The sequence below is a fragment of the Eubacterium sp. Marseille-QA0814 genome, assembly GCF_965119675.1.
Taxonomy (GTDB): Bacteria; Bacillota; Clostridia; order Lachnospirales; family Lachnospiraceae; genus Eubacterium_G.
Genome location: NZ_CBCPMG010000001.1, coordinates 2,269,751 through 2,287,679 on the forward strand (window position 1 = coordinate 2,269,751; position 17,929 = coordinate 2,287,679).

At 33.6% G+C, this 17,929-nt stretch carries 17 protein-coding genes; 10 read left to right on the forward strand and 7 right to left on the reverse strand.

The features are described from left to right. Positions 1-44: 44 nt before the first annotated feature. Together ACQY63_RS10530 and ACQY63_RS10535 are read left to right on the forward strand one after the other, a co-directional pair. Complete coding sequence (locus ACQY63_RS10530; protein ID WP_428245194.1) at positions 45-1,529, forward strand: AAA family ATPase; 1,485 nt, start codon at positions 45-47, stop codon at positions 1,527-1,529. A 26-nt stretch (positions 1,530-1,555) separates the two neighbouring features. Further along, on the forward strand, positions 1,556-1,681 hold the full coding sequence (locus tag ACQY63_RS10535; protein WP_367113887.1) for a hypothetical protein: 126 nt from the start codon (positions 1,556-1,558) through the stop codon (positions 1,679-1,681). A 327-nt stretch (positions 1,682-2,008) separates the two neighbouring features. Here the strand turns inward: ACQY63_RS10535 and ACQY63_RS10540 are convergent, their stop codons facing one another. Then, positions 2,009-2,779 (reverse strand): sulfite exporter TauE/SafE family protein, encoded by a 771-nt coding sequence (locus tag ACQY63_RS10540; RefSeq protein ID WP_022165189.1) that lies wholly within the window; start codon positions 2,777-2,779, stop codon positions 2,009-2,011. Between the two features lie 296 nt (positions 2,780-3,075). On the opposite strand from ACQY63_RS10540, the gene ACQY63_RS10545 reads away from it, so the two are divergent. Together ACQY63_RS10545 and ACQY63_RS10550 are read left to right on the forward strand one after the other, a co-directional pair. Further along, on the forward strand, positions 3,076-3,660 hold the full coding sequence (locus ACQY63_RS10545) for an HD domain-containing protein (protein WP_428245195.1): 585 nt from the start codon (positions 3,076-3,078) through the stop codon (positions 3,658-3,660). A 49-nt stretch (positions 3,661-3,709) separates the two neighbouring features. Next, the gene (locus ACQY63_RS10550) at positions 3,710-3,922 is read left to right on the forward strand and encodes an N-acetyltransferase family protein (RefSeq protein ID WP_428245197.1); all 213 of its coding nucleotides are present in this window, start codon (positions 3,710-3,712) and stop codon (positions 3,920-3,922) included. Positions 3,923-4,006: 84 nt separating this feature from the next. Here ACQY63_RS10550 and ACQY63_RS10555 read toward each other — a convergent pair whose 3' ends face one another. Together ACQY63_RS10555 and ACQY63_RS10560 are read right to left on the reverse strand one after the other, a co-directional pair. Then, a complete protein-coding gene (locus ACQY63_RS10555; protein ID WP_428245199.1) occupies positions 4,007-5,401 on the reverse strand; it encodes an IS3 family transposase in 1,395 nt (464 codons plus the stop codon). A 226-nt stretch (positions 5,402-5,627) separates the two neighbouring features. Next, entirely contained in the window at positions 5,628-6,869 is a 1,242-nt protein-coding gene (locus ACQY63_RS10560; RefSeq protein WP_428245201.1) for an IS256 family transposase, read from the reverse strand. 142 nt (positions 6,870-7,011) lie between these two features. Here ACQY63_RS10560 and ACQY63_RS10565 point away from each other — a divergent pair, with 142 nt between their 5' ends. Then, positions 7,012-8,406, forward strand: a complete 1,395-nt coding sequence (locus ACQY63_RS10565) for an IS3 family transposase (RefSeq protein WP_428245199.1) — start codon at positions 7,012-7,014, stop codon at positions 8,404-8,406. 39 nt (positions 8,407-8,445) lie between these two features. On the opposite strand, the gene ACQY63_RS10570 is transcribed toward ACQY63_RS10565, so the two are convergent. Then, positions 8,446-9,276: a histidinol-phosphatase HisJ family protein gene (locus ACQY63_RS10570; protein ID WP_428245203.1), complete on the reverse strand. Its 831-nt coding sequence runs from the start codon at positions 9,274-9,276 to the stop codon at positions 8,446-8,448. A 237-nt stretch (positions 9,277-9,513) separates the two neighbouring features. On the opposite strand from ACQY63_RS10570, the gene ACQY63_RS10575 reads away from it, so the two are divergent. Beyond that, positions 9,514-10,842, forward strand: coding sequence for a M18 family aminopeptidase (locus tag ACQY63_RS10575; RefSeq protein ID WP_428245205.1), 1,329 nt, complete (start codon positions 9,514-9,516; stop codon positions 10,840-10,842). 287 nt (positions 10,843-11,129) lie between these two features. Here the strand turns inward: ACQY63_RS10575 and ACQY63_RS10580 are convergent, their stop codons facing one another. From ACQY63_RS10580 to ACQY63_RS10590, 3 genes are all read right to left on the reverse strand, one after another. Continuing rightward, complete coding sequence (locus ACQY63_RS10580; protein WP_428245206.1) at positions 11,130-11,810, reverse strand: YoaK family protein; 681 nt, start codon at positions 11,808-11,810, stop codon at positions 11,130-11,132. 105 nt (positions 11,811-11,915) lie between these two features. After that, positions 11,916-13,256: a threonine/serine ThrE exporter family protein gene (locus ACQY63_RS10585; RefSeq protein WP_428245208.1), complete on the reverse strand. Its 1,341-nt coding sequence runs from the start codon at positions 13,254-13,256 to the stop codon at positions 11,916-11,918. Next, positions 13,243-14,004, reverse strand: a complete 762-nt coding sequence (locus tag ACQY63_RS10590) for a DUF4866 domain-containing protein (protein WP_022165312.1) — start codon at positions 14,002-14,004, stop codon at positions 13,243-13,245. The genes ACQY63_RS10585 and ACQY63_RS10590 overlap by 14 nt, the downstream gene beginning before the upstream one ends. Positions 14,005-14,123: 119 nt before the next feature. Here ACQY63_RS10590 and ACQY63_RS10595 point away from each other — a divergent pair, with 119 nt between their 5' ends. The 4 genes from ACQY63_RS10595 to ACQY63_RS10610 all read left to right on the forward strand — a co-directional run bounded on the left by ACQY63_RS10595 (position 14,124) and on the right by ACQY63_RS10610 (position 17,928). Further along, the gene (locus tag ACQY63_RS10595; RefSeq protein ID WP_428245210.1) at positions 14,124-15,011 is read left to right on the forward strand and encodes a LysR family transcriptional regulator; all 888 of its coding nucleotides are present in this window, start codon (positions 14,124-14,126) and stop codon (positions 15,009-15,011) included. A gap of 178 nt (positions 15,012-15,189) precedes the next feature. Then, positions 15,190-16,521 (forward strand): sodium-dependent transporter, encoded by a 1,332-nt coding sequence (locus ACQY63_RS10600; protein WP_302689610.1) that lies wholly within the window; start codon positions 15,190-15,192, stop codon positions 16,519-16,521. Between the two features lie 145 nt (positions 16,522-16,666). Then, complete coding sequence (locus tag ACQY63_RS10605; protein ID WP_005362851.1) at positions 16,667-17,140, forward strand: GNAT family N-acetyltransferase; 474 nt, start codon at positions 16,667-16,669, stop codon at positions 17,138-17,140. 56 nt (positions 17,141-17,196) lie between these two features. Continuing rightward, positions 17,197-17,928, forward strand: coding sequence for a LytR/AlgR family response regulator transcription factor (locus ACQY63_RS10610; protein ID WP_418261694.1), 732 nt, complete (start codon positions 17,197-17,199; stop codon positions 17,926-17,928). The last annotated feature ends 1 nt before the right edge of the window (position 17,929 follow it).

Here is a 17,929-nt window from a genome sequence, read left to right on the forward strand (position 1 = left end):
AAAAAACATAAATATTAATTTGTATTTACATAAAGGAGAAAAGTATGCCAGTATTTGATTTTAACAGTACACCAGATGAAAATAAAAAAGGTGAAGTTACATACACAACGTTTGCTTCAAGTGAGAGCATAGCTTCAAAGGAACATCCAATAATGTTTTTGGATAATAAGAATCGTCAGTGGAAGCATCATTCCAGTGGTGTGTTCACAAATCCTATTAAAAAAACTTCTTTTGAATTTAATGAAGAGGACGGAACAGTTAGTGCTGATATTTTGAAAATAGATTCAAGATTTGTAAGCCTACTTAAATGGCTTGGTGAAAATCATATAAATGTAAGATTGTCAGGTGAAAATCAGGAAGAAGGTTATGCGGTATATAAAATTCGCGAAACTGCATTTGGCGGTGGAACAAAGCTTTCTGCTGAGGACGGCTTCCTTCAGTTTATGATTGAAAGACTATTAGCAAGCAATCCACCTGCAGAAGAAGTGGAAGATGAAGATCAGGAGGAAGAGGGAGACAGCATGAAGCTGACAAGTCTTCAGAGCATTACTGATTTTATGAATTGTGCAGGAAAGACTTTACCTGATAATATCCGTTTATGGGCGAGAAGAAATTTGGCAGTAGCCCGTTCTAATGAAGTTTCACAGGAAGAAAGACATCACGCTCAAAGAGCACTTTCCATTATGATGAACGTTCAGTGGAAAAATAATTATTTCGAATCAATTGATCCTGATGAAGCAAGAAGAATTCTTGATGAAGAACTTTACGGAATGGAAAAAGTTAAGCAGAGAATTATCGAGACAATTATTCAGATTAACAGAACACATACACTTCCGGCGTATGGACTACTTTTAGTAGGACCTGCAGGAACAGGTAAATCTCAGATAGCTTACGCAGTAGCACGTATTTTGAAATTACCTTGGACAACTTTAGATATGAGTTCAATTAATGATCCGGAGCAATTAACAGGAAGTTCACGTATATACACAAATGCAAAACCTGGTATTATTATGGATGCTTTTTCAGTAGCAGGGGAGTCAAATCTGGTATTTATTATTAATGAATTAGACAAAGCTACATCAGGCAACGGAAAAGGAAATCCGGCTGATGTGTTATTAACACTTCTTGACAATCTTGGTTTTACAGACAACTATATGGAATGTATGATTCCAACAGTGGGCGTTTATCCAATTGCGACAGCTAATGACAAGTCACAGATTAGTGCACCACTTATGTCAAGATTTGCAGTAATTGAATTGCCTGATTACACAGCAGAAGAAAAGAAAATTATTTTCTCAAAATTTGCATTACCAAAAACATTAAAGAGAATTGGTCTTAAAGAAGATGAATGTATTATGACGCCAGAGGCTATTGATGCTGTTGTAGACATTTATAAAAATACAAGTGGTATTAGAGATTTAGAGCAGGCAGCAGAGCATATTACAGCAAATACACTTTATCAGATTGAAGTAAATCATGTTAAGTCAGTAACATTTGATGCAAAAATTGTAAGAGAATTACTAGCATAGAAACGCAAAAAGGAATGAAAAGGTTAATGGACAATAAGTTAAAAGATGACATTTTTTATTTTTGTACATTAATAGAATATATTTCAAGAAAAACAAAGAATCATAGGAAAGATGTAATTAATTATTTTGAGGAAGAGTATATCAAATGTTAATTGTGTCTGTGAGTTCAAATGTAGAAATTGAAAAAACTATTAAAGAGGTATTCTCATCTTTTATTAGTGATGAAATTTCGAATTTTAATTCTAACGTATATTATAGTAATCCGGATTATTTAAGATGTTCGTATTTAGATGGCAGAATTTTTTAAAAAGAATAACTTTCTAATAGGTTTGTCAATTGATGGCCCAAAGGAAATACATGACAACGGAACGTCTCTATAAGCTAGGAAGAACAATAATAAATCCTAATGCAAGACAGTTTTTATAAAAATATCCTATCAATATAGACTGCAAAAGTTTATGTTGATAGGATAAAATTTTCTATATTGAAAATGCCATAACTACAATGCCAAGTATAACAAGAATAACACCTGTGGCTCGATTTAGAGTCTTTGGTGTTGCCTTGTTAGCAAATACAGCGGCGATTCTTGCCCACAACAATGTGAACACAATACAAAGAATCCATACTGTAAAATCAGGCATACCGCCAATGGTAAAATGAGAAACGGCTCCCGTAAAGGCAGTAAAACTCATAATAAATACACTTGTTCCAACGGCTGTTTTTAATTCATAACCAAGTACAGAAGTTAGAATAAGAAGCATCATCATGCCACCTCCTGCACCAATGAAACCACAAATAAATCCAATAATGATACCACAAATCAAAGACTGGATGGCACGTTTTTTTGCAGGTACATTGGCCATGGCTTCTTTTGTAGTCATAACAGGTTTTACAATGAATTTAATACCAAGTAAAAATGTCATAAATACTGAAAAATTTCCCATTGTAGTCGAAGGCACTAAGCTTGAAATGTAGCTACCAACAACAGTGAAAACAAGAACACTTGCCATCATAATAAGTCCGTTTTTTATATCTAAGTTTTTATTTTTTCCATAAGTATAGGCTGAAACAGCACTTGCCAAAACGTCTGATGATAAGGCAATTCCAACAGCCATATACGGGTCTATTCCAAGAAATGTAATTAATATAGGACTAATAACTGCAGCAGCACTCATGCCTGCAAATCCTGTTCCAAGACCGGCGCCCATGCCGGCAAAAAAAGTAACTATAATTGTAATTAGTATATCCATTTTTTCTTCACTTTCTTAATGTTATTGTATTTTATTTATCTGATTATCCCACAAATTTATTTTGTTTGTAAAATTTAAGTTTAATACCTTTTCTATTTTAACATTTATATTTATATATGGAAGATTTAATTTATAATATACAGTATAAAAAAGTAAAATATTTCTGTGCAATGTAATTGTTTTAAAGTTAAAGTGTTAGAAAACAAAACATTAAAATATTTAAAACAAAGATAATTTAGAAAGGAGCCATTTTGTAAATAGAATAAACTAAATTTACAAAATGATATAACATGAAAATGAATAAATTTATAGAAAGCGAAAAGATAAATAACAATAACATAAATAATGAAAACATAAGTAGCGAAAATATAAATAGTGAAAATAATAAAAAAGAAATAATTAAAAAATTATATATTCAAATGATTAAGTTATACAAAGGAGACGCTAAGCGTATACAGCATTTCACCAAGGTAAATGCCTACGGGAAGTTAATTGCAGAATTAGAACAAGTTAGCCCTGAAACTTTTTTTATAATTGATGTGGCAACATTAACTCATGACATTGGCATACATACATGTGAAGAAAAGTACGGAAACTGCAATGGAAAACTTCAGGAGCAGGAAGGACCGGAATTAGCAAAAGAACTGCTTGGAAAAATAGGCGTTGATGAAGAGGTTTCTAAAAGGGTGCAATATTTAATAGGTCATCACCACACATACAATAACATTGACGGTATAGATTACCAGATATTAGTTGAGGCAGATTTCTTAGTTAATTTGTATGAAGATGGAGCATCTAAAGAAGCAGTGGAAACCGCCTATAATAAAATATTTAAAACAGAAGTAGGAAAGAAAATTTGCAGAGAAATGTTTGAAATATAAAAACAAAGTGAAAAAATGCGACTAAAAAACTTACAGGGAGAGGAAAACAATGAATCCAGAAATTAACATAAGAGTAGCAACATTAGAAGATGCTGAAAAGATACTTGAAATATACGGATATTACATTGAAAATACAGCAATAACTTACGAGTACAAGATTCCAACACTTGAAGAATTTAAGAGTAGAATGATTCGCATAAAGGAGATTTTACCATATCTTGTAGCAGAGAAGGATGGAGAAATATATTGGAGAACCTGCTGATAATATGAAGCCGATTGTTAAATTTAAGGATTTAGAAATAAATTTATAATTAGAGTCGGGGGTGCGGACATTTTCTTGGACTATCTAAGTGACCAATCCAAGTCTATGTCTGTACTCTATAGGACTCAAATATCCTAATGATTTTTTTATTCTTTTTTCATTATACCAATAAAGATAATCATTTAAAATACCAATAAATTCTGAGATGTTTACCCCAGACCAATCTGCATTATAGAACATCTCATTTTTAATTCTTCCAAATACGCCCTCACAGGCAGAATTATCAGGTGAACAGCCTTTCTTTGACATTGATCGTATGAAACCATTTTTCTCCATCCTGTCAATCCAGCCTGGCCAGCGGTAGTGTACGCCTCTGTCTGAATGTATGATTGGTTTTTCTCCTACAGATAGTAATTTAGCTGCATCGTCAAGCATAGAATTGACAAGTAATGCATCTGGAGAAGTGCTTATATTCCAATTGACAAGTAAGCCATCAAAACAATCTACTATAGGCGATAAATAAACCTTTCCTGCCGGAATTGCAAACTCGGTTATATCTGTTAACCATTTTTCGTTAGGTTTAGATGCAGAAAAATTTCTGTTAATTAGATTATCTACTGCTGGAGATATTTCACCTTGATAGGAATTATATTTACGAGTTCGTTTGATTTTTACTACAAGTTGTTCTTCTTTCATAATCCTACGAATAACTTTTTCTGAGACAATTATATTTTCACGCTTAAGTAGGGCGTGAATTCGTCTGTAACCATACCGACCTTTATTCTCTGTAAATAATTCAATGACTCTAACACGTAAAAGTGTATATTTATCTTCTTTTTTTAGGGATTGTTCCTGATAATAATAACTGCTTTTTGATAATTGTAATTTCTGTAATAATAATGGCAGTGAGTATCTATTTTTCAAGACATCGATTATCACCGCCTTCTCTCTGTTGCTGAGAGCACTCTGATCGATGTCTGGGTCTTTTTTTAATACATTTATCGTTTCTTTAAGAATATCTATTTCTAATTGCATATCTTGTATTTGAGCCTTCAACTGATTTATTTCATCAGAAGAAATATCTGTACTTGAAACAGAACCTTCTACTAATGTTCCCGGAGTAATGTTTTTGTGATTCATAAGACCTAATGTACCTTCTTTTAAATAACGTTTTCGCCATTGATAAATACTAGCTCTACTATACCCAATGTCTTCTGAAACATATTTTATATTTTCTCCGAGCTCATAGCAACGGTGAATTACATCTAATTTTACTTCTAATGGAGGATTGCGAGGATGATCAGGAGGATTATTAATTACAGGATATTCTTTCCTTGTTTTGGGTGGGGTATTTTCCTCAGCAATCCATGTGTACAGATTTCTACGTGTTGGATACCCTAGAATCCTAATAGTTTCAGTTACAGACTCTGTTTGATGATATATCCGTAGTGCAATATCTTTTTGTTCTTTTGAATACATAAAAAGGCTCCTTTCGAAGCCCTATAGTAGTCCAGAATTTTGTCCGCACCCTCGTCTGTGAAATAAAGTCTGTAAATAGACATTCTATGATAAGTGATGGAACTGTAAGTTCATGAAATGAGCTTGCAGCTCTTGTTTATATAACTAGCATATAAAAATACCCATGTCAAGGACGCCCGTTTTATAACGGGCGTATATTTATCCTTGATATTGGGTATTTTTTATGCTATTCAGGCAAACGACCTTCGTACATAATGCTCAGTTCTCCATACACCTGAGCCCAGTTTCTTAAGGTCGTTGTCCATTTTTTCGTTGCTTCAAAGGTTGAAAGGTACAGTGCTTTCAATAATGCCTTATCACTTGGAAATACACTTCTCTGACGATTAAGTTTCCTGTATGTTGAATTTAAACTTTCAATGGCATTGGTTGTATATATTACTTTTCGTACAGTATCTGAAAATTTAAAAATAGGCGATATCACATCCCAGTTGTCCTTCCATCTTTTCATGGAGTTCGGATACTTCGGAGTCCATTTCTCAGTTACCCTGTCTAATGCTTCAAGAGCTTTTTCTTCGTTAACTGCCTGATATATTGTTTTAAGATCTTTTGCAAAAACTTTTCTGTCCTTGTCAGGTACATATTTAAGAGTGTTTCTCACCTGATGAACTATGCATCTTTGATATTCTGTGTTTGGAAAAGCTGCTGATATGGCTTCCTTTATGCCACTTAAACCATCAGCACATATAACAAGAATGTCCTTTACACCTCGGTTTTTTAATTCATTCAATACAGACAACCAGTATTTAGAACTTTCATTATCTCCAACACTTATGCTTAATACATCCTTTTTCCCGTCCACTGTAATGCCGAGAATTACATAGGCCGCAAGCTTTCTTATTATTCCCTCATCCCTTACAGAATAATGGATGGCATCTATGTAAACAACAGGATAAATTTCATCTAACGGTCGGTTTTGCCAGTCCTCGATTTGTGGCATTATTTTATCAGTCACATCAGAAATAAATCCTTCTGATGTTTCAAATCCATAAATATCTTCAATTGTGTCGGAAATCTGCCTTGTTGTCATTCCCTTTGCGTACATTGAGATTATTTTCTGGTCAATGTCTGAAATGTCTTTCTGACGTTTTTTTACAATCTGTGGTTCAAAAGTAGAACGACGGTCCTGTGGAACATCGATTTCCATGGAGCCATAACTACTGTTGACACGCTTCGACTTGTAACCGTTTCGATAATCATCGGATTCTGAACGTTGTGATTTTGAATAACCTAAATAGTCATCCATTTCAGCTTCCATCATTTCCTTGATTGTGCCTCCAAGAAGATCTTTTAATGCATCCTGGATGTCTTCAGCTGTCTGAATGTCATATTCATCCAATAGCTGGTGGATGATGGCACGTTTGCCATCAGTCATTTGTACCTTGTGTACTTTTTTTCTTTCTCTTGCCATAATTAAGGCCTCCTATAATAATAAATTTTATCATAGAAGGCCTATTAATTATATTTAAATATTTAATTTACAGAAAAACTTTCACACTCGAGGGTGCGGACAAAATTCTGGACTACTATAGGGCTTCGAAAGGAGCCTTTTTATGTATTCAAAAGAACAAAAAGATATTGCACTACGGATATATCATCAAACAGAGTCTGTAACTGAAACTATTAGGATTCTAGGGTATCCAACACGTAGAAATCTGTACACATGGATTGCTGAGGAAAATACCCCACCCAAAACAAGGAAAGAATATCCTGTAATTAATAATCCTCCTGATCATCCTCGCAATCCTCCATTAGAAGTAAAATTAGATGTAATTCACCGTTGCTATGAGCTCGGAGAAAATATAAAATATGTTTCAGAAGACATTGGGTATAGTAGAGCTAGTATTTATCAATGGCGAAAACGTTATTTAAAAGAAGGTACATTAGGTCTTATGAATCACAAAAACATTACTCCGGGAACATTAGTAGAAGGTTCTGTTTCAAGTACAGATATTTCTTCTGATGAAATAAATCAGTTGAAGGCTCAAATACAAGATATGCAATTAGAAATAGATATTCTTAAAGAAACGATAAATGTATTAAAAAAAGACCCAGACATCGATCAGAGTGCTCTCAGCAACAGAGAGAAGGCGGTGATAATCGATGTCTTGAAAAATAGATACTCACTGCCATTATTATTACAGAAATTACAATTATCAAAAAGCAGTTATTATTATCAGGAACAATCCCTAAAAAAAGAAGATAAATATACACTTTTACGTGTTAGAGTCATTGAATTATTTACAGAGAATAAAGGTCGGTATGGTTACAGACGAATTCACGCCCTACTTAAGCGTGAAAATATAATTGTCTCAGAAAAAGTTATTCGTAGGATTATGAAAGAAGAACAACTTGTAGTAAAAATCAAACGAACTCGTAAATATAATTCCTATCAAGGTGAAATATCTCCAGCAGTAGATAATCTAATTAACAGAAATTTTTCTGCATCTAAACCTAACGAAAAATGGTTAACAGATATAACCGAGTTTGCAATTCCGGCAGGAAAGGTTTATTTATCGCCTATAGTAGATTGTTTTGATGGCTTACTTGTCAATTGGAATATAAGCACTTCTCCAGATGCATTACTTGTCAATTCTATGCTTGACGATGCAGCTAAATTACTATCTGTAGGAGAAAAACCAATCATACATTCAGACAGAGGCGTACACTACCGCTGGCCAGGCTGGATTGACAGGATGGAGAAAAATGGTTTCATACGATCAATGTCAAAGAAAGGCTGTTCACCTGATAATTCTGCCTGTGAGGGCGTATTTGGAAGAATTAAAAATGAGATGTTCTATAATGCAGATTGGTCTGGGGTAAACATCTCAGAATTTATTGGTATTTTAAATGATTATCTTTATTGGTATAATGAAAAAAGAATAAAAAAATCATTAGGATATTTGAGTCCTATAGAGTACAGACATAGACTTGGATTGGTCACTTAGATAGTCCAAGAAAATGTCCGCACCCCCCTCTCTCTATAATTATAACTCATAGAAAATTGGCTTCATTTTTTCAAAAGTACAAAATCTTGTAAAGCCAATTTCTTTTAGAATACCTTTCGCTTCATCAATATAAGCACCTAAATGTTCAGGCTTGTGGCTGTCACTGCCAATAGTAATAATTTCGCCCCCTAATTCTTTGTATAATTTCAAAATATCAATAGAAGGGGTTGTGTTTTTTAAACCATATCTATGATATGAAGTGTTGAATTCTATTCCTTTGCCGTCTGCTATAACAATTTTAAGAATCTCCGTAATAATAGGTTTAACTTTTTCGAAAGGATAAACACCCTGCTCATCATATCGTACAATAAGGTCAGGATGCCCTAAGACACTATAGTTTTTGTAGGATTTTACAACGTTAAGAAGTTCCTCATAATAACGTTCATTATATTCCTGCTGAGTTCTTCCTTCCTGAAATTCTCCCGTCCAAAATTCTTTATCCTCAACCTGATGAATGGAAAGAATAATAAAATCAAAAGGATATTTTTTAAACAAAGCTTCATATTGTGGAATAGTGTGAGTTTGAATTCCGAATTCCAAGCCGAGCTTAATGGAAATATCTTTTGAATATTTTTTCTGCAATTCACTAATTTGCTTTACATATAATGGATAATTTACGTTGACAATAGCACTACCGTCTCTATAAATAATAGGTTTTCCGCTATTCCAATCATCTCTAACACCATAATCTACATGGTCCGTAAAGCAAATTTCATTTATGCCTTTTTGGATAGCATCTTTTACAACCGTTTCCATAGGGTAAACTGAATCGTCACTGTATTCACAATGTACATGATAATCTGCAAACATAAAATTTTCTGATGTATTTTCTACATCATTCTCCTTTCGTATGTTTTTTGCTTGTTTAAAAAAATATTAAAGCATTAATCATTTTGATATGCTTAAATAAATACTATAATGTTAATATAAGAATATTATACAATCGTTTATAAAACTTTCAATATAATATATAATATTATAACAATAATAGTTAAAAAAATGTGGGCAGAAAAATATATAATGCAAAAATTTACGGAGGAAACAAAAATGGATAACGAATATTTTGATATAGCAAAGAACCTTATGAAGTTTATAGAAAAAAGCCCAAGTGCTTTTCACGTGGTAGATAATTTTTCAAAAATTCTGGATGATGCAGGCTTTATTAAGCTGAATGAGAAAGACAAGTGGAAACTTTTTTCAGGAAATAAATACTACGTTACAAGAAATGGCTCATCAATTATAGCTTTTTGTATGCCGGAAGAATTGGATTTTACTAATTTCCAAATCGCTGCAGCTCACAGCGACGCACCGGCTTTTAAAATAAAAGAAAATCCTGAAATAATAAAGGACAATAATTATGTGTCCCTTAATGTTGAAAAATACGGTGGAATGCTTATGGCACCATGGTTTGACAGACCGCTTTCTGTAGCTGGTCGTGTAGTTGTAAAAGAGGGGGCAGCATTAAAACCAATTCTTGTTAATGTGGACAGAGATTTGTGTACCATACCCAACCTTGCAATTCACATGAACAGGGAGGCAAACACCGGAGTAAAATATAATCCACAAAAGGACATGCTACCGCTTATAGGTGAAGGCGAAAACAAAGATGTATTTAACAGTATTATTGCCGAGACAATAAACGCAGACAAAGAGTCAATTATAAGCAGCGATTTGTTTTTGTATAACAGAGAAAAAGGAACAGTTTGGGGAGCAAATAATGAATTTATTTCTGCACCAAGACTTGATGACGTTATGTGTGCTTATAGCTGTATGGGTGCATTAATAAACAGAAGTGATGTAAATGAAGAAAGCGTGGCAGTGTGTGCGATTTTTGATAATGAGGAAGTAGGTAGCACTACTAAACAGGGTGCCGATTCAACATTTTTATCTGATGTTCTTACAAGAATTGCTTTGTGCGTTGGAAAGGATGAGGAAGATTTAATGAGAGCCTATGCCCAGTCATTTATGTTGTCAGCAGACAATGCCCATGGAATTCATCCTAACTATATGGAAAAAGCAGATCCAACAAACAGACCTTATATGAATCAGGGAATTGTTATAAAATACAATGCTAATCAGAAATATACAACTGATGGAATTTCGGCAGCAGTGTTTAAGGAAATATGTGAAAAGGCTGACGTGCCAACTCAAACTTATGTAAATCGTTCAGACATAGCAGGCGGTTCAACTCTTGGAAATATTTCAAACAGCCACGTTTCAATTAACACTGTTGATATTGGGCTTGCTCAGTTGGCAATGCACTCACCATATGAAACAGCAGGAATAAAGGATACATGGTATATGTTAAAGGCTGTAAAAGAGTTTTACGAAACACCTATTATAGCAGGAAGAGACGGAGTGTTTACACTGGAATAAATAGATTTGGTCGGAAAAAGTGTAGAGATTTGCTTTAAGGTGCCCCGAAAAAGTGTAGAGCCTTACCCAAAAGTGCCCCGAAAAAATGTAGAGTATTACCCAAAAGTGCCCCGAAAAAATGTGAGAAACTGCCTTGTATACCCCCGAAAAAGTGGCAGGAGAAAGTTTCGTATTTAAAAACTCGTAAACCACAGTGGTATAAATAAGCAAAGTGAAAAAAGATAAATAAAAAATCCAACACTGATTAATTAAAAGTGTTGGATTTTCTTATGGAATTAAGTATATATTTACATTCTAGGAGAAGTTTCTTCTTTAATAAACATAAACAGAAAACTTACAAAAAGTAAGATGGAAGAAAACCAGATTGTATAAAATTTAAATGTAGAAATTAATTCACTACCAAGTCCTGCACCAAATGCAAACATAACAATTATTGCAAAGTAGCAAAGTGACTTAAATAGAATATGTTTGTCACGGGTTCTGCCAAAGACGCAAAGAGATTCCATACCGCTTCTGATATTGCCAATGCACATTGTACTTGCGAAGGCATAGCCATTTACTTTTCTGAATGTTTGAACCTGCATTGCACAGGAAAAAGATACTACAGCGTTAGCAAGCATATTGAGATTTTCAGGTATGAACCCAACAAATAGCAGTAGAAAAATTTCTATTATAAGAACTAATTGGCGCCAATGTATTTGCTGAACTCGTTGGAACTTGGTTCTAATAATTTCTGCTGCAACAATCCCAATTGCAAAAGAAACAAGTGGAATCATATAATGAATTACCAGGTGCCAATTCCTTTCCATAATATTTTGACTTAAAAGAACAATGTTACCTGTTTGGGCATTTGCAAAAACTTTGCCTCTAAATAAATATGTGTAGGCATCCTGTAAACCGCCTGATATTGAAAGGAACGCGGCAGTTAGGATAGATTCAGACATTTGCCCATGTGTTTTGTAATTCATTTATATTTCCTCCACAAGTTTCATAGAATATAGTAAAGCACATAGCTTTGTGAATAAAACATTGACTGAAAAAGGGAAAAGCCAATCTATGTTTTAAACACACCGTTACGTGCAGTAACGGAAAGTTTTATCAGTTAATATTCTGGCAAAAATTAATCCTAATGGAAGAGCCATAATAATCATAATAGCTAATGAGAACCATGAGACAGCTTCCGTAAGTGACATAATGCCAAAATTGTAAATTGCTCTGTATAAATAAAGTCCCGGAACCATAATTACAATGGAAGGAACGGTAAGGGATATTCGTGGATATCCATTATTGCTTTTTATAAAAGAAGCAAGAAGCCCGGCTGTTAGGGCACCAATAAAAGCTGCCACAGAGTAAGGCATGTGTGTAAAATCTATAAGTTCTAAACGGAGTGTGTTTGCAACTGCACCAATACAGGCGGCTGTTGTAGCCATTGGTATAGAACTGTTAAACATAATTGAGAAACCAAATACACCACAAAAACTTGTTATTATTCTTAATACTAATAGTAAAATTTTACTCATGTGTATTGTTGTGAAATCCTGTGGCTGTAGCTTTAACAGAAGTGCCATAATCCAGGCAAACATTGTTGCTACTAATATAATTATTATTGAATATGTTAATCGTTCAAGACCTGAACGTAAATCTAGCTTAGCAAGGTCAATACCGCTTGTTATAAATGGAAAGCCGGGAATTATAAATAACATGGAGCATATATATCCGGCTTCATGTACATGGGCAATACCAAGCACAGACTCAGCAACATTAAAACAAATGGCATAAACCAAACATGCGATTGAAATCGATGCTGCTATATTTAAAAATAATGTAAAATGATGTTTTATAAGCTTTGTACGGACAATATTTCCAACACCAGCTGCAATAAACGCAAAAAGCATTTCAATTGGCCCGCCTCCAAGAAGAAATGTAAAACCACAACAGGCAAGAGCTGCAGCAAGACCTAATTTAACAGGAGAATACAATGTATGAATTTTCTCTATTTCATCAAGTCGTTTGTGAATTTCTTCACCGGTTAAATGGGCGTCTTCCTTTGGAAAGTTCTCAACAAATTGTTCCATTCTGTAAAGCTTTGAAGTATTAACCCCTGTGTTAGATATACTAAGAGACTGTGAAACACAGTCTTTTCCATCAAAACAGTTAAATTCAATGGACATAAGTCCAACATCAACTGTACATGTAACATGAAGTTCCTTTGAAAGTCTGTTCATTGAAGTTCTTACACGCCATGCACCTGTGCCACAGGAAAGCATAATTAAACCAACTCTGCCAATAACAGATGCTTTTTCAATCAAACCTGACTCTTTAATTAATGTATTACTGTCATCACCGGTATAATCATGCCATGGAATTTCCATATGGTTTTTTTCCATAATATCAATGTAATTATTTGTTGGCATATATAATCGCCTCTGCTTTCGCTACATGTTTTTCTAAATGTTTTAAAAAGATGGAATTTGGAAGAAATATTCCAATTTCATCATATCTTTTATTATTTTCTACAAGTGAGTCCTGACCATAAAAAACAAATGCCATAGGGAGATTCTTTTCAAGTTCAATCATTAAGTCCCAAACTGCTGAATAGGCTTCGGCTTCAGTTTTGTTAGCCGTTACAGTGTCAGGCAATTCTCTAATAACTAATATACCTGTATTTTTTTCAAGAATCTGCTGCTTCATTTCCATATTGTCTGAAGTGTATTTATGATTATATCTATATGCTTTTGCAAGATATATTTTTTTATTGTTATTTAACTTTTTATATATTTCATGAAAATGATTGTAGTCTTTTTCGTGAACTTTTGATTTATACTTTGGAAGTAATAATCCATTATCGTCGGTCATAATTACAGGATTTTCTATTCCGTCAGCATTAAATCTATATGGAATCAGATATGAATTTCTAAGTAAGTCAAATATAGTATTTTCACAAATAGCCATCAAAAAGGCTGATAAATCTCTATTGTGATATGCATTGAATAACGCCTGTGAGAATTCTAATGGAGATAAATAGCTATTGATTTCATCATCGCAAAAAAGATAATTGCAAAATGTTTCCTGAAGTTTTTCGCATGCCCAGGGATCATCAAGAATTTTCTGAAATAACACTTCTGTTTTTTCTTCTCTTGGAAAAATTGTTCCTTCTCTCATACAACTCACACCCTTTCTTGAAAATTTCATTCGGCTAGATTATACTATGATTATAGAAATAAGTAAAAATCATAATTGATATGATAACAATAAGTAATTGATATACCAAGGAGAATGCCATGAATGTAAATTTAGATTATTATAAAATTTTTTATTATGTTGCTAAATATGAGAATTTTACAAGAGCAGCTCAGGCATTAGGTAACAGTCAGCCTAATGTTACAAGAGCAATGAATTGTTTGGAACAACAGATTAACAGCACTTTATTTGTTAGAACGAACAGAGGTGTGCAGCTTACACAGGAAGGAAAGCGTTTATATGAACATGTGTCAATTGCTATGGCACAACTTTTAGAGGCAGAGGAAGAACTGGCTGACAATGAAGGAATTTTTCAGGGAAGTATTTCTATTGGAGCAAGCGAAACTGCCTTAAATATATTTTTATTAGATATTCTAAAATCCTTTCACAAAATGTATCCAAAAGTAAGACTAAAAATATATAACCATTCAACGCCACAGGCAATTGAGGCTGTGAAAAGTGGCAAGATAGATTTTGCAGTTGTATCAACACCTGTAAAGGTTAAGTCGCCTTTAGAAAAAACAATCTTATGTTCATTTAAGGAAATATTAATAGGTGGAACTGATTTTGAGCATATAAAAGATAACAATATTTCTTTAAAAAATCTTAAAGACTATCCATTAATTAGTTTGGGGCAGGAAACTACTACATACGATTTTTATAATAAGATATTTTTAAAACATGGTATTGAACTTAATCCTGACACGGAGGTGGCAACTACAGACCAGATTATTCCTTTGGTAAAGTCAGATTTAGGAATGGCATTTGTTCCTGAACCTATGGCAAGAGAAAGTATTGAGAAAAACGAAATTGTTGAGATTTCTTTAAAAGAAAAAATTCCTAATAGAGAAATATGTATTGTGCATGATTGCCAGCATCCACTTAATTCTGCAGCGCGAAAATTAAAAAATGAAATATGTTCCTGTTAGAGTTTCTCTTCTATTGAAAAGATATACTCTAATAGTTGCATTTAATTAAGAAGATATGCCTATTATTAAATAGATATATTCACATTTTATTATTCCTGATTAAATAGATATATATTCTATAATATGGTATGATAGACCTTATAGTGCGAAAAGCACAAAAAGGAAGGATATATTAATTATGGAAAAAAAGAGGGATGCTTTTAAAAGCGGAACCGGCTTTGTCATTGCTTGCATAGGCTCAGCCGTAGGTATGGGAAATATTTGGAGGTTCCCATACATGGTATCAGACTGGGGAGGCATGACATTTTTGCTACCTTATGTTTTGTTTGTTATTCTAATTGCTTCAACAGGACTTATTGAAGAAATGGCGTTAGGTAGAGCCGCAAAGGGTGGTCCGATTAAAGCATTTGGAAAATGTACGGAAATTAGAACCGGTAATAAGAAAACAGGTGAGGCCATTGGTGTGCTTCCTGTACTTGGTTCACTGGCTTTAGCCATTGGGTACACAGTTGTTGTTGGGTGGATTTTTAAATACGCCTTTTTAGCACTTTCAGGTCAGTTGTCAGCTATGGGTGGTGATATGAATAAGATAGGGGCAACATTTGGAAGTACAGCAACAAAGTTTGGTAATAATAGTTGGCTTGTAGTTGCCATGATAGTAACAGCAGTAATTATGGCATTTGGTATTGCAGCAGGAATTGAGCGAGCCAACAAAATAATGATGCCACTTTTATTTGTATTATTTTTAGGTTTGGGAATTTATATTTTCACATTACCGGGAGCAACGGAAGGGTACAAATATATTTTCACAATTAATCCTAAAGGACTTTTAGATCCAAGATTGTGGATTTATGCATTTGGTCAGGCATTTTTCTCGCTTTCAATTGCAGGTAATGGAACGGTAATATATGGTTCTTATCTGGATAATTCAGAAAACGTAGTAAGCTCAGCAAGAAATGTAGCAATCTTTGATACAATAGCAGCATTGTTAGCAGCATTTGTTATTATTCCGGGTATGGCAGTTGACGGAGCAGAGTTGTCATCAGGTGGACCGGGACTTATGTTTATTTATCTGGTAAATGTATTTAACGGAATGCCGGGGGGAAAAATCGTTGGCATTATTTTCTACATATGTGTGTTGTTTGCAGGTATGAGTTCATTAATCAACTTATATGAAGCACCTGTTGCAACATTAGAAGAAAGATTCGGACTTAAAAGAGTAACTTCAGTTGGAATAATTGCTGTTATCGGTTGTGCAGTGGCACTTGTTATTCAGGGAATTGTTTCAGGTTGGATGGATGCAGTGTCAATTTACATCTGTCCATTGGGAGCCATGCTTGCAGCAATAATGTTTTTCTGGGTTGCAGGAAAAGATTTTGCTACAACAGCTGTAAATACAGGAAAAGAAAAGCCAATTGGCAAATGCTTTATGCCACTTGGAAAATATGTTTTAGTTCCATTAGCTTTTATAGCATTAGTTGCAGGTGCAATTTTAGGTGGAATCGGTTAATAAAAATATAATTAAAAGCGCAGAGAAACCATGGTGGTCATCATGTTTTTCTGTGCTTTTTTTATTTCATTTGCTATAATAATTACGGATATATTTAATAAAAAATATAAGAAGAAATGTTATATGACAGCAGAGGAGAATATAAATGAACATTAGATTAGCAGAAGAAAAAGATATAGATTCAGTAATTAAATTACTAACACAGGTTTTAAATATACATGCAAAAATCAGACCGGACATTTTTATTGGTGGAACAACAAAATATACAAAAGAGGAACTAATGGAAATTTTTAATGATGCTAACAGACCTGTGTATGTGGCAGTGGATGAGAATGACAGCGTTATGGGCTATGCTTTTTGCATAAAGAAGAAACAGCCATTTTCAACTAATATGGTGCCATTTGATTCTTTATTTATTGATGATTTGTGTGTGGACCAAAACATTAGAGGGAAGCATGTAGGGCAGAAGATTTTTGAGCATGTTAAGGAAGAAGCAAAGAAAATGGGCTGTTATGAAGTCACACTTAATGTTTGGGAAGGCAACGACACAGCCCGCAGATTTTATGAAAAAATGGGTATGGTTCCAAAAGAAACACAGATGGAATTTATTTTAAAATAGAGAATTAATTATGATTTGAAAGTAGTGGTAAAAAAACTGAGATAAGGGAGAGAATTATGAAAATAGCAATAGTGGATGATAGTATAAAGGATAGAGAATATCTGCAAAAAGAAATACAGGAAATTTTTTTTAGAAGAACGAAAAATCATATAGAAATTACTACTTTTAAAAGTGGTGAAGAACTTCTTGAATATTTTTATGATAATAAGGAAGGTAATGCTTCATTATTTGATATTGTTTTTCTTGATATATACATGGAGGATATAACTGGTGTTGATACAGCAAGAGCAATTAGAAAAATAGATGAAGATGTTAAGCTTATATTCATAACCACAAGTAATGAGTTTGCCAGTGAAAGTTATGAGGTAAAGGCAGAAGATTATTTAATAAAGCCTTTTAATAAGGAACGTTTGGAAAAAACTTTAGAGAGACTTGTGATAAAGAAGAAAAAGGAAGACAAGATATTAAAGTTTTCAGAAAACAAAGTGGTTCATGTAGATTCTATTGTCTATACAACATTTTCAGGGCATTATGTTACCATATATTTAAAAGACGAAACATCAATTCAAGTTCGTTGTACTCAGAAAAATTTCGAAAAGCAAATAGAACATTTTCCGCAGCTCATATCTTCATTTAAGGGAATCACCGTTAATTTGGCACAGGTGGATAATATTGAAAGTGACAGATTTAAAATGAAGAATGGCTCATTTGTCCCAATCAGTCGTAGGAAGTATGCTGAAATCAAGAAAGCATACACAAGATTTTTAATTGAAGCTTTAAAGGAGTAGG

What these genes read in the sequence shown, in the direction of transcription:
- ACQY63_RS10530 (WP_428245194.1), top strand. Translation starts at nt 45, where the DNA reads ATGCCAGTATTTGATTTTAACAGTACACCAGATGAAAATAAAAAAGGT.
- ACQY63_RS10580 (WP_428245206.1), bottom strand. Translation starts at nt 11,810, where the DNA reads ATGAATTACAAAACACATGGGCAAATGTCTGAATCTATCCTAACTGCC.
- ACQY63_RS10565 (WP_428245199.1), top strand. Translation starts at nt 7,012, where the DNA reads ATGTATTCAAAAGAACAAAAAGATATTGCACTACGGATATATCATCAA.
- ACQY63_RS10555 (WP_428245199.1), bottom strand. Translation starts at nt 5,401, where the DNA reads ATGTATTCAAAAGAACAAAAAGATATTGCACTACGGATATATCATCAA.
- ACQY63_RS10535 (WP_367113887.1), top strand. Translation starts at nt 1,556, where the DNA reads ATGGACAATAAGTTAAAAGATGACATTTTTTATTTTTGTACATTAATA.
- ACQY63_RS10595 (WP_428245210.1), top strand. Translation starts at nt 14,124, where the DNA reads ATGAATGTAAATTTAGATTATTATAAAATTTTTTATTATGTTGCTAAA.
- ACQY63_RS10585 (WP_428245208.1), bottom strand. Translation starts at nt 13,256, where the DNA reads ATGCCAACAAATAATTACATTGATATTATGGAAAAAAACCATATGGAA.
- ACQY63_RS10545 (WP_428245195.1), top strand. Translation starts at nt 3,076, where the DNA reads ATGAATAAATTTATAGAAAGCGAAAAGATAAATAACAATAACATAAAT.
- ACQY63_RS10540 (WP_022165189.1), bottom strand. Translation starts at nt 2,779, where the DNA reads ATGGATATACTAATTACAATTATAGTTACTTTTTTTGCCGGCATGGGC.
- ACQY63_RS10550 (WP_428245197.1), top strand. Translation starts at nt 3,710, where the DNA reads ATGAATCCAGAAATTAACATAAGAGTAGCAACATTAGAAGATGCTGAA.
- ACQY63_RS10605 (WP_005362851.1), top strand. Translation starts at nt 16,667, where the DNA reads ATGAACATTAGATTAGCAGAAGAAAAAGATATAGATTCAGTAATTAAA.
- ACQY63_RS10575 (WP_428245205.1), top strand. Translation starts at nt 9,514, where the DNA reads ATGGATAACGAATATTTTGATATAGCAAAGAACCTTATGAAGTTTATA.
- ACQY63_RS10600 (WP_302689610.1), top strand. Translation starts at nt 15,190, where the DNA reads ATGGAAAAAAAGAGGGATGCTTTTAAAAGCGGAACCGGCTTTGTCATT.
- ACQY63_RS10590 (WP_022165312.1), bottom strand. Translation starts at nt 14,004, where the DNA reads ATGAGAGAAGGAACAATTTTTCCAAGAGAAGAAAAAACAGAAGTGTTA.
- ACQY63_RS10610 (WP_418261694.1), top strand. Translation starts at nt 17,197, where the DNA reads ATGAAAATAGCAATAGTGGATGATAGTATAAAGGATAGAGAATATCTG.
- ACQY63_RS10560 (WP_428245201.1), bottom strand. Translation starts at nt 6,869, where the DNA reads ATGGCAAGAGAAAGAAAAAAAGTACACAAGGTACAAATGACTGATGGC.
- ACQY63_RS10570 (WP_428245203.1), bottom strand. Translation starts at nt 9,276, where the DNA reads ATGTTTGCAGATTATCATGTACATTGTGAATACAGTGACGATTCAGTT.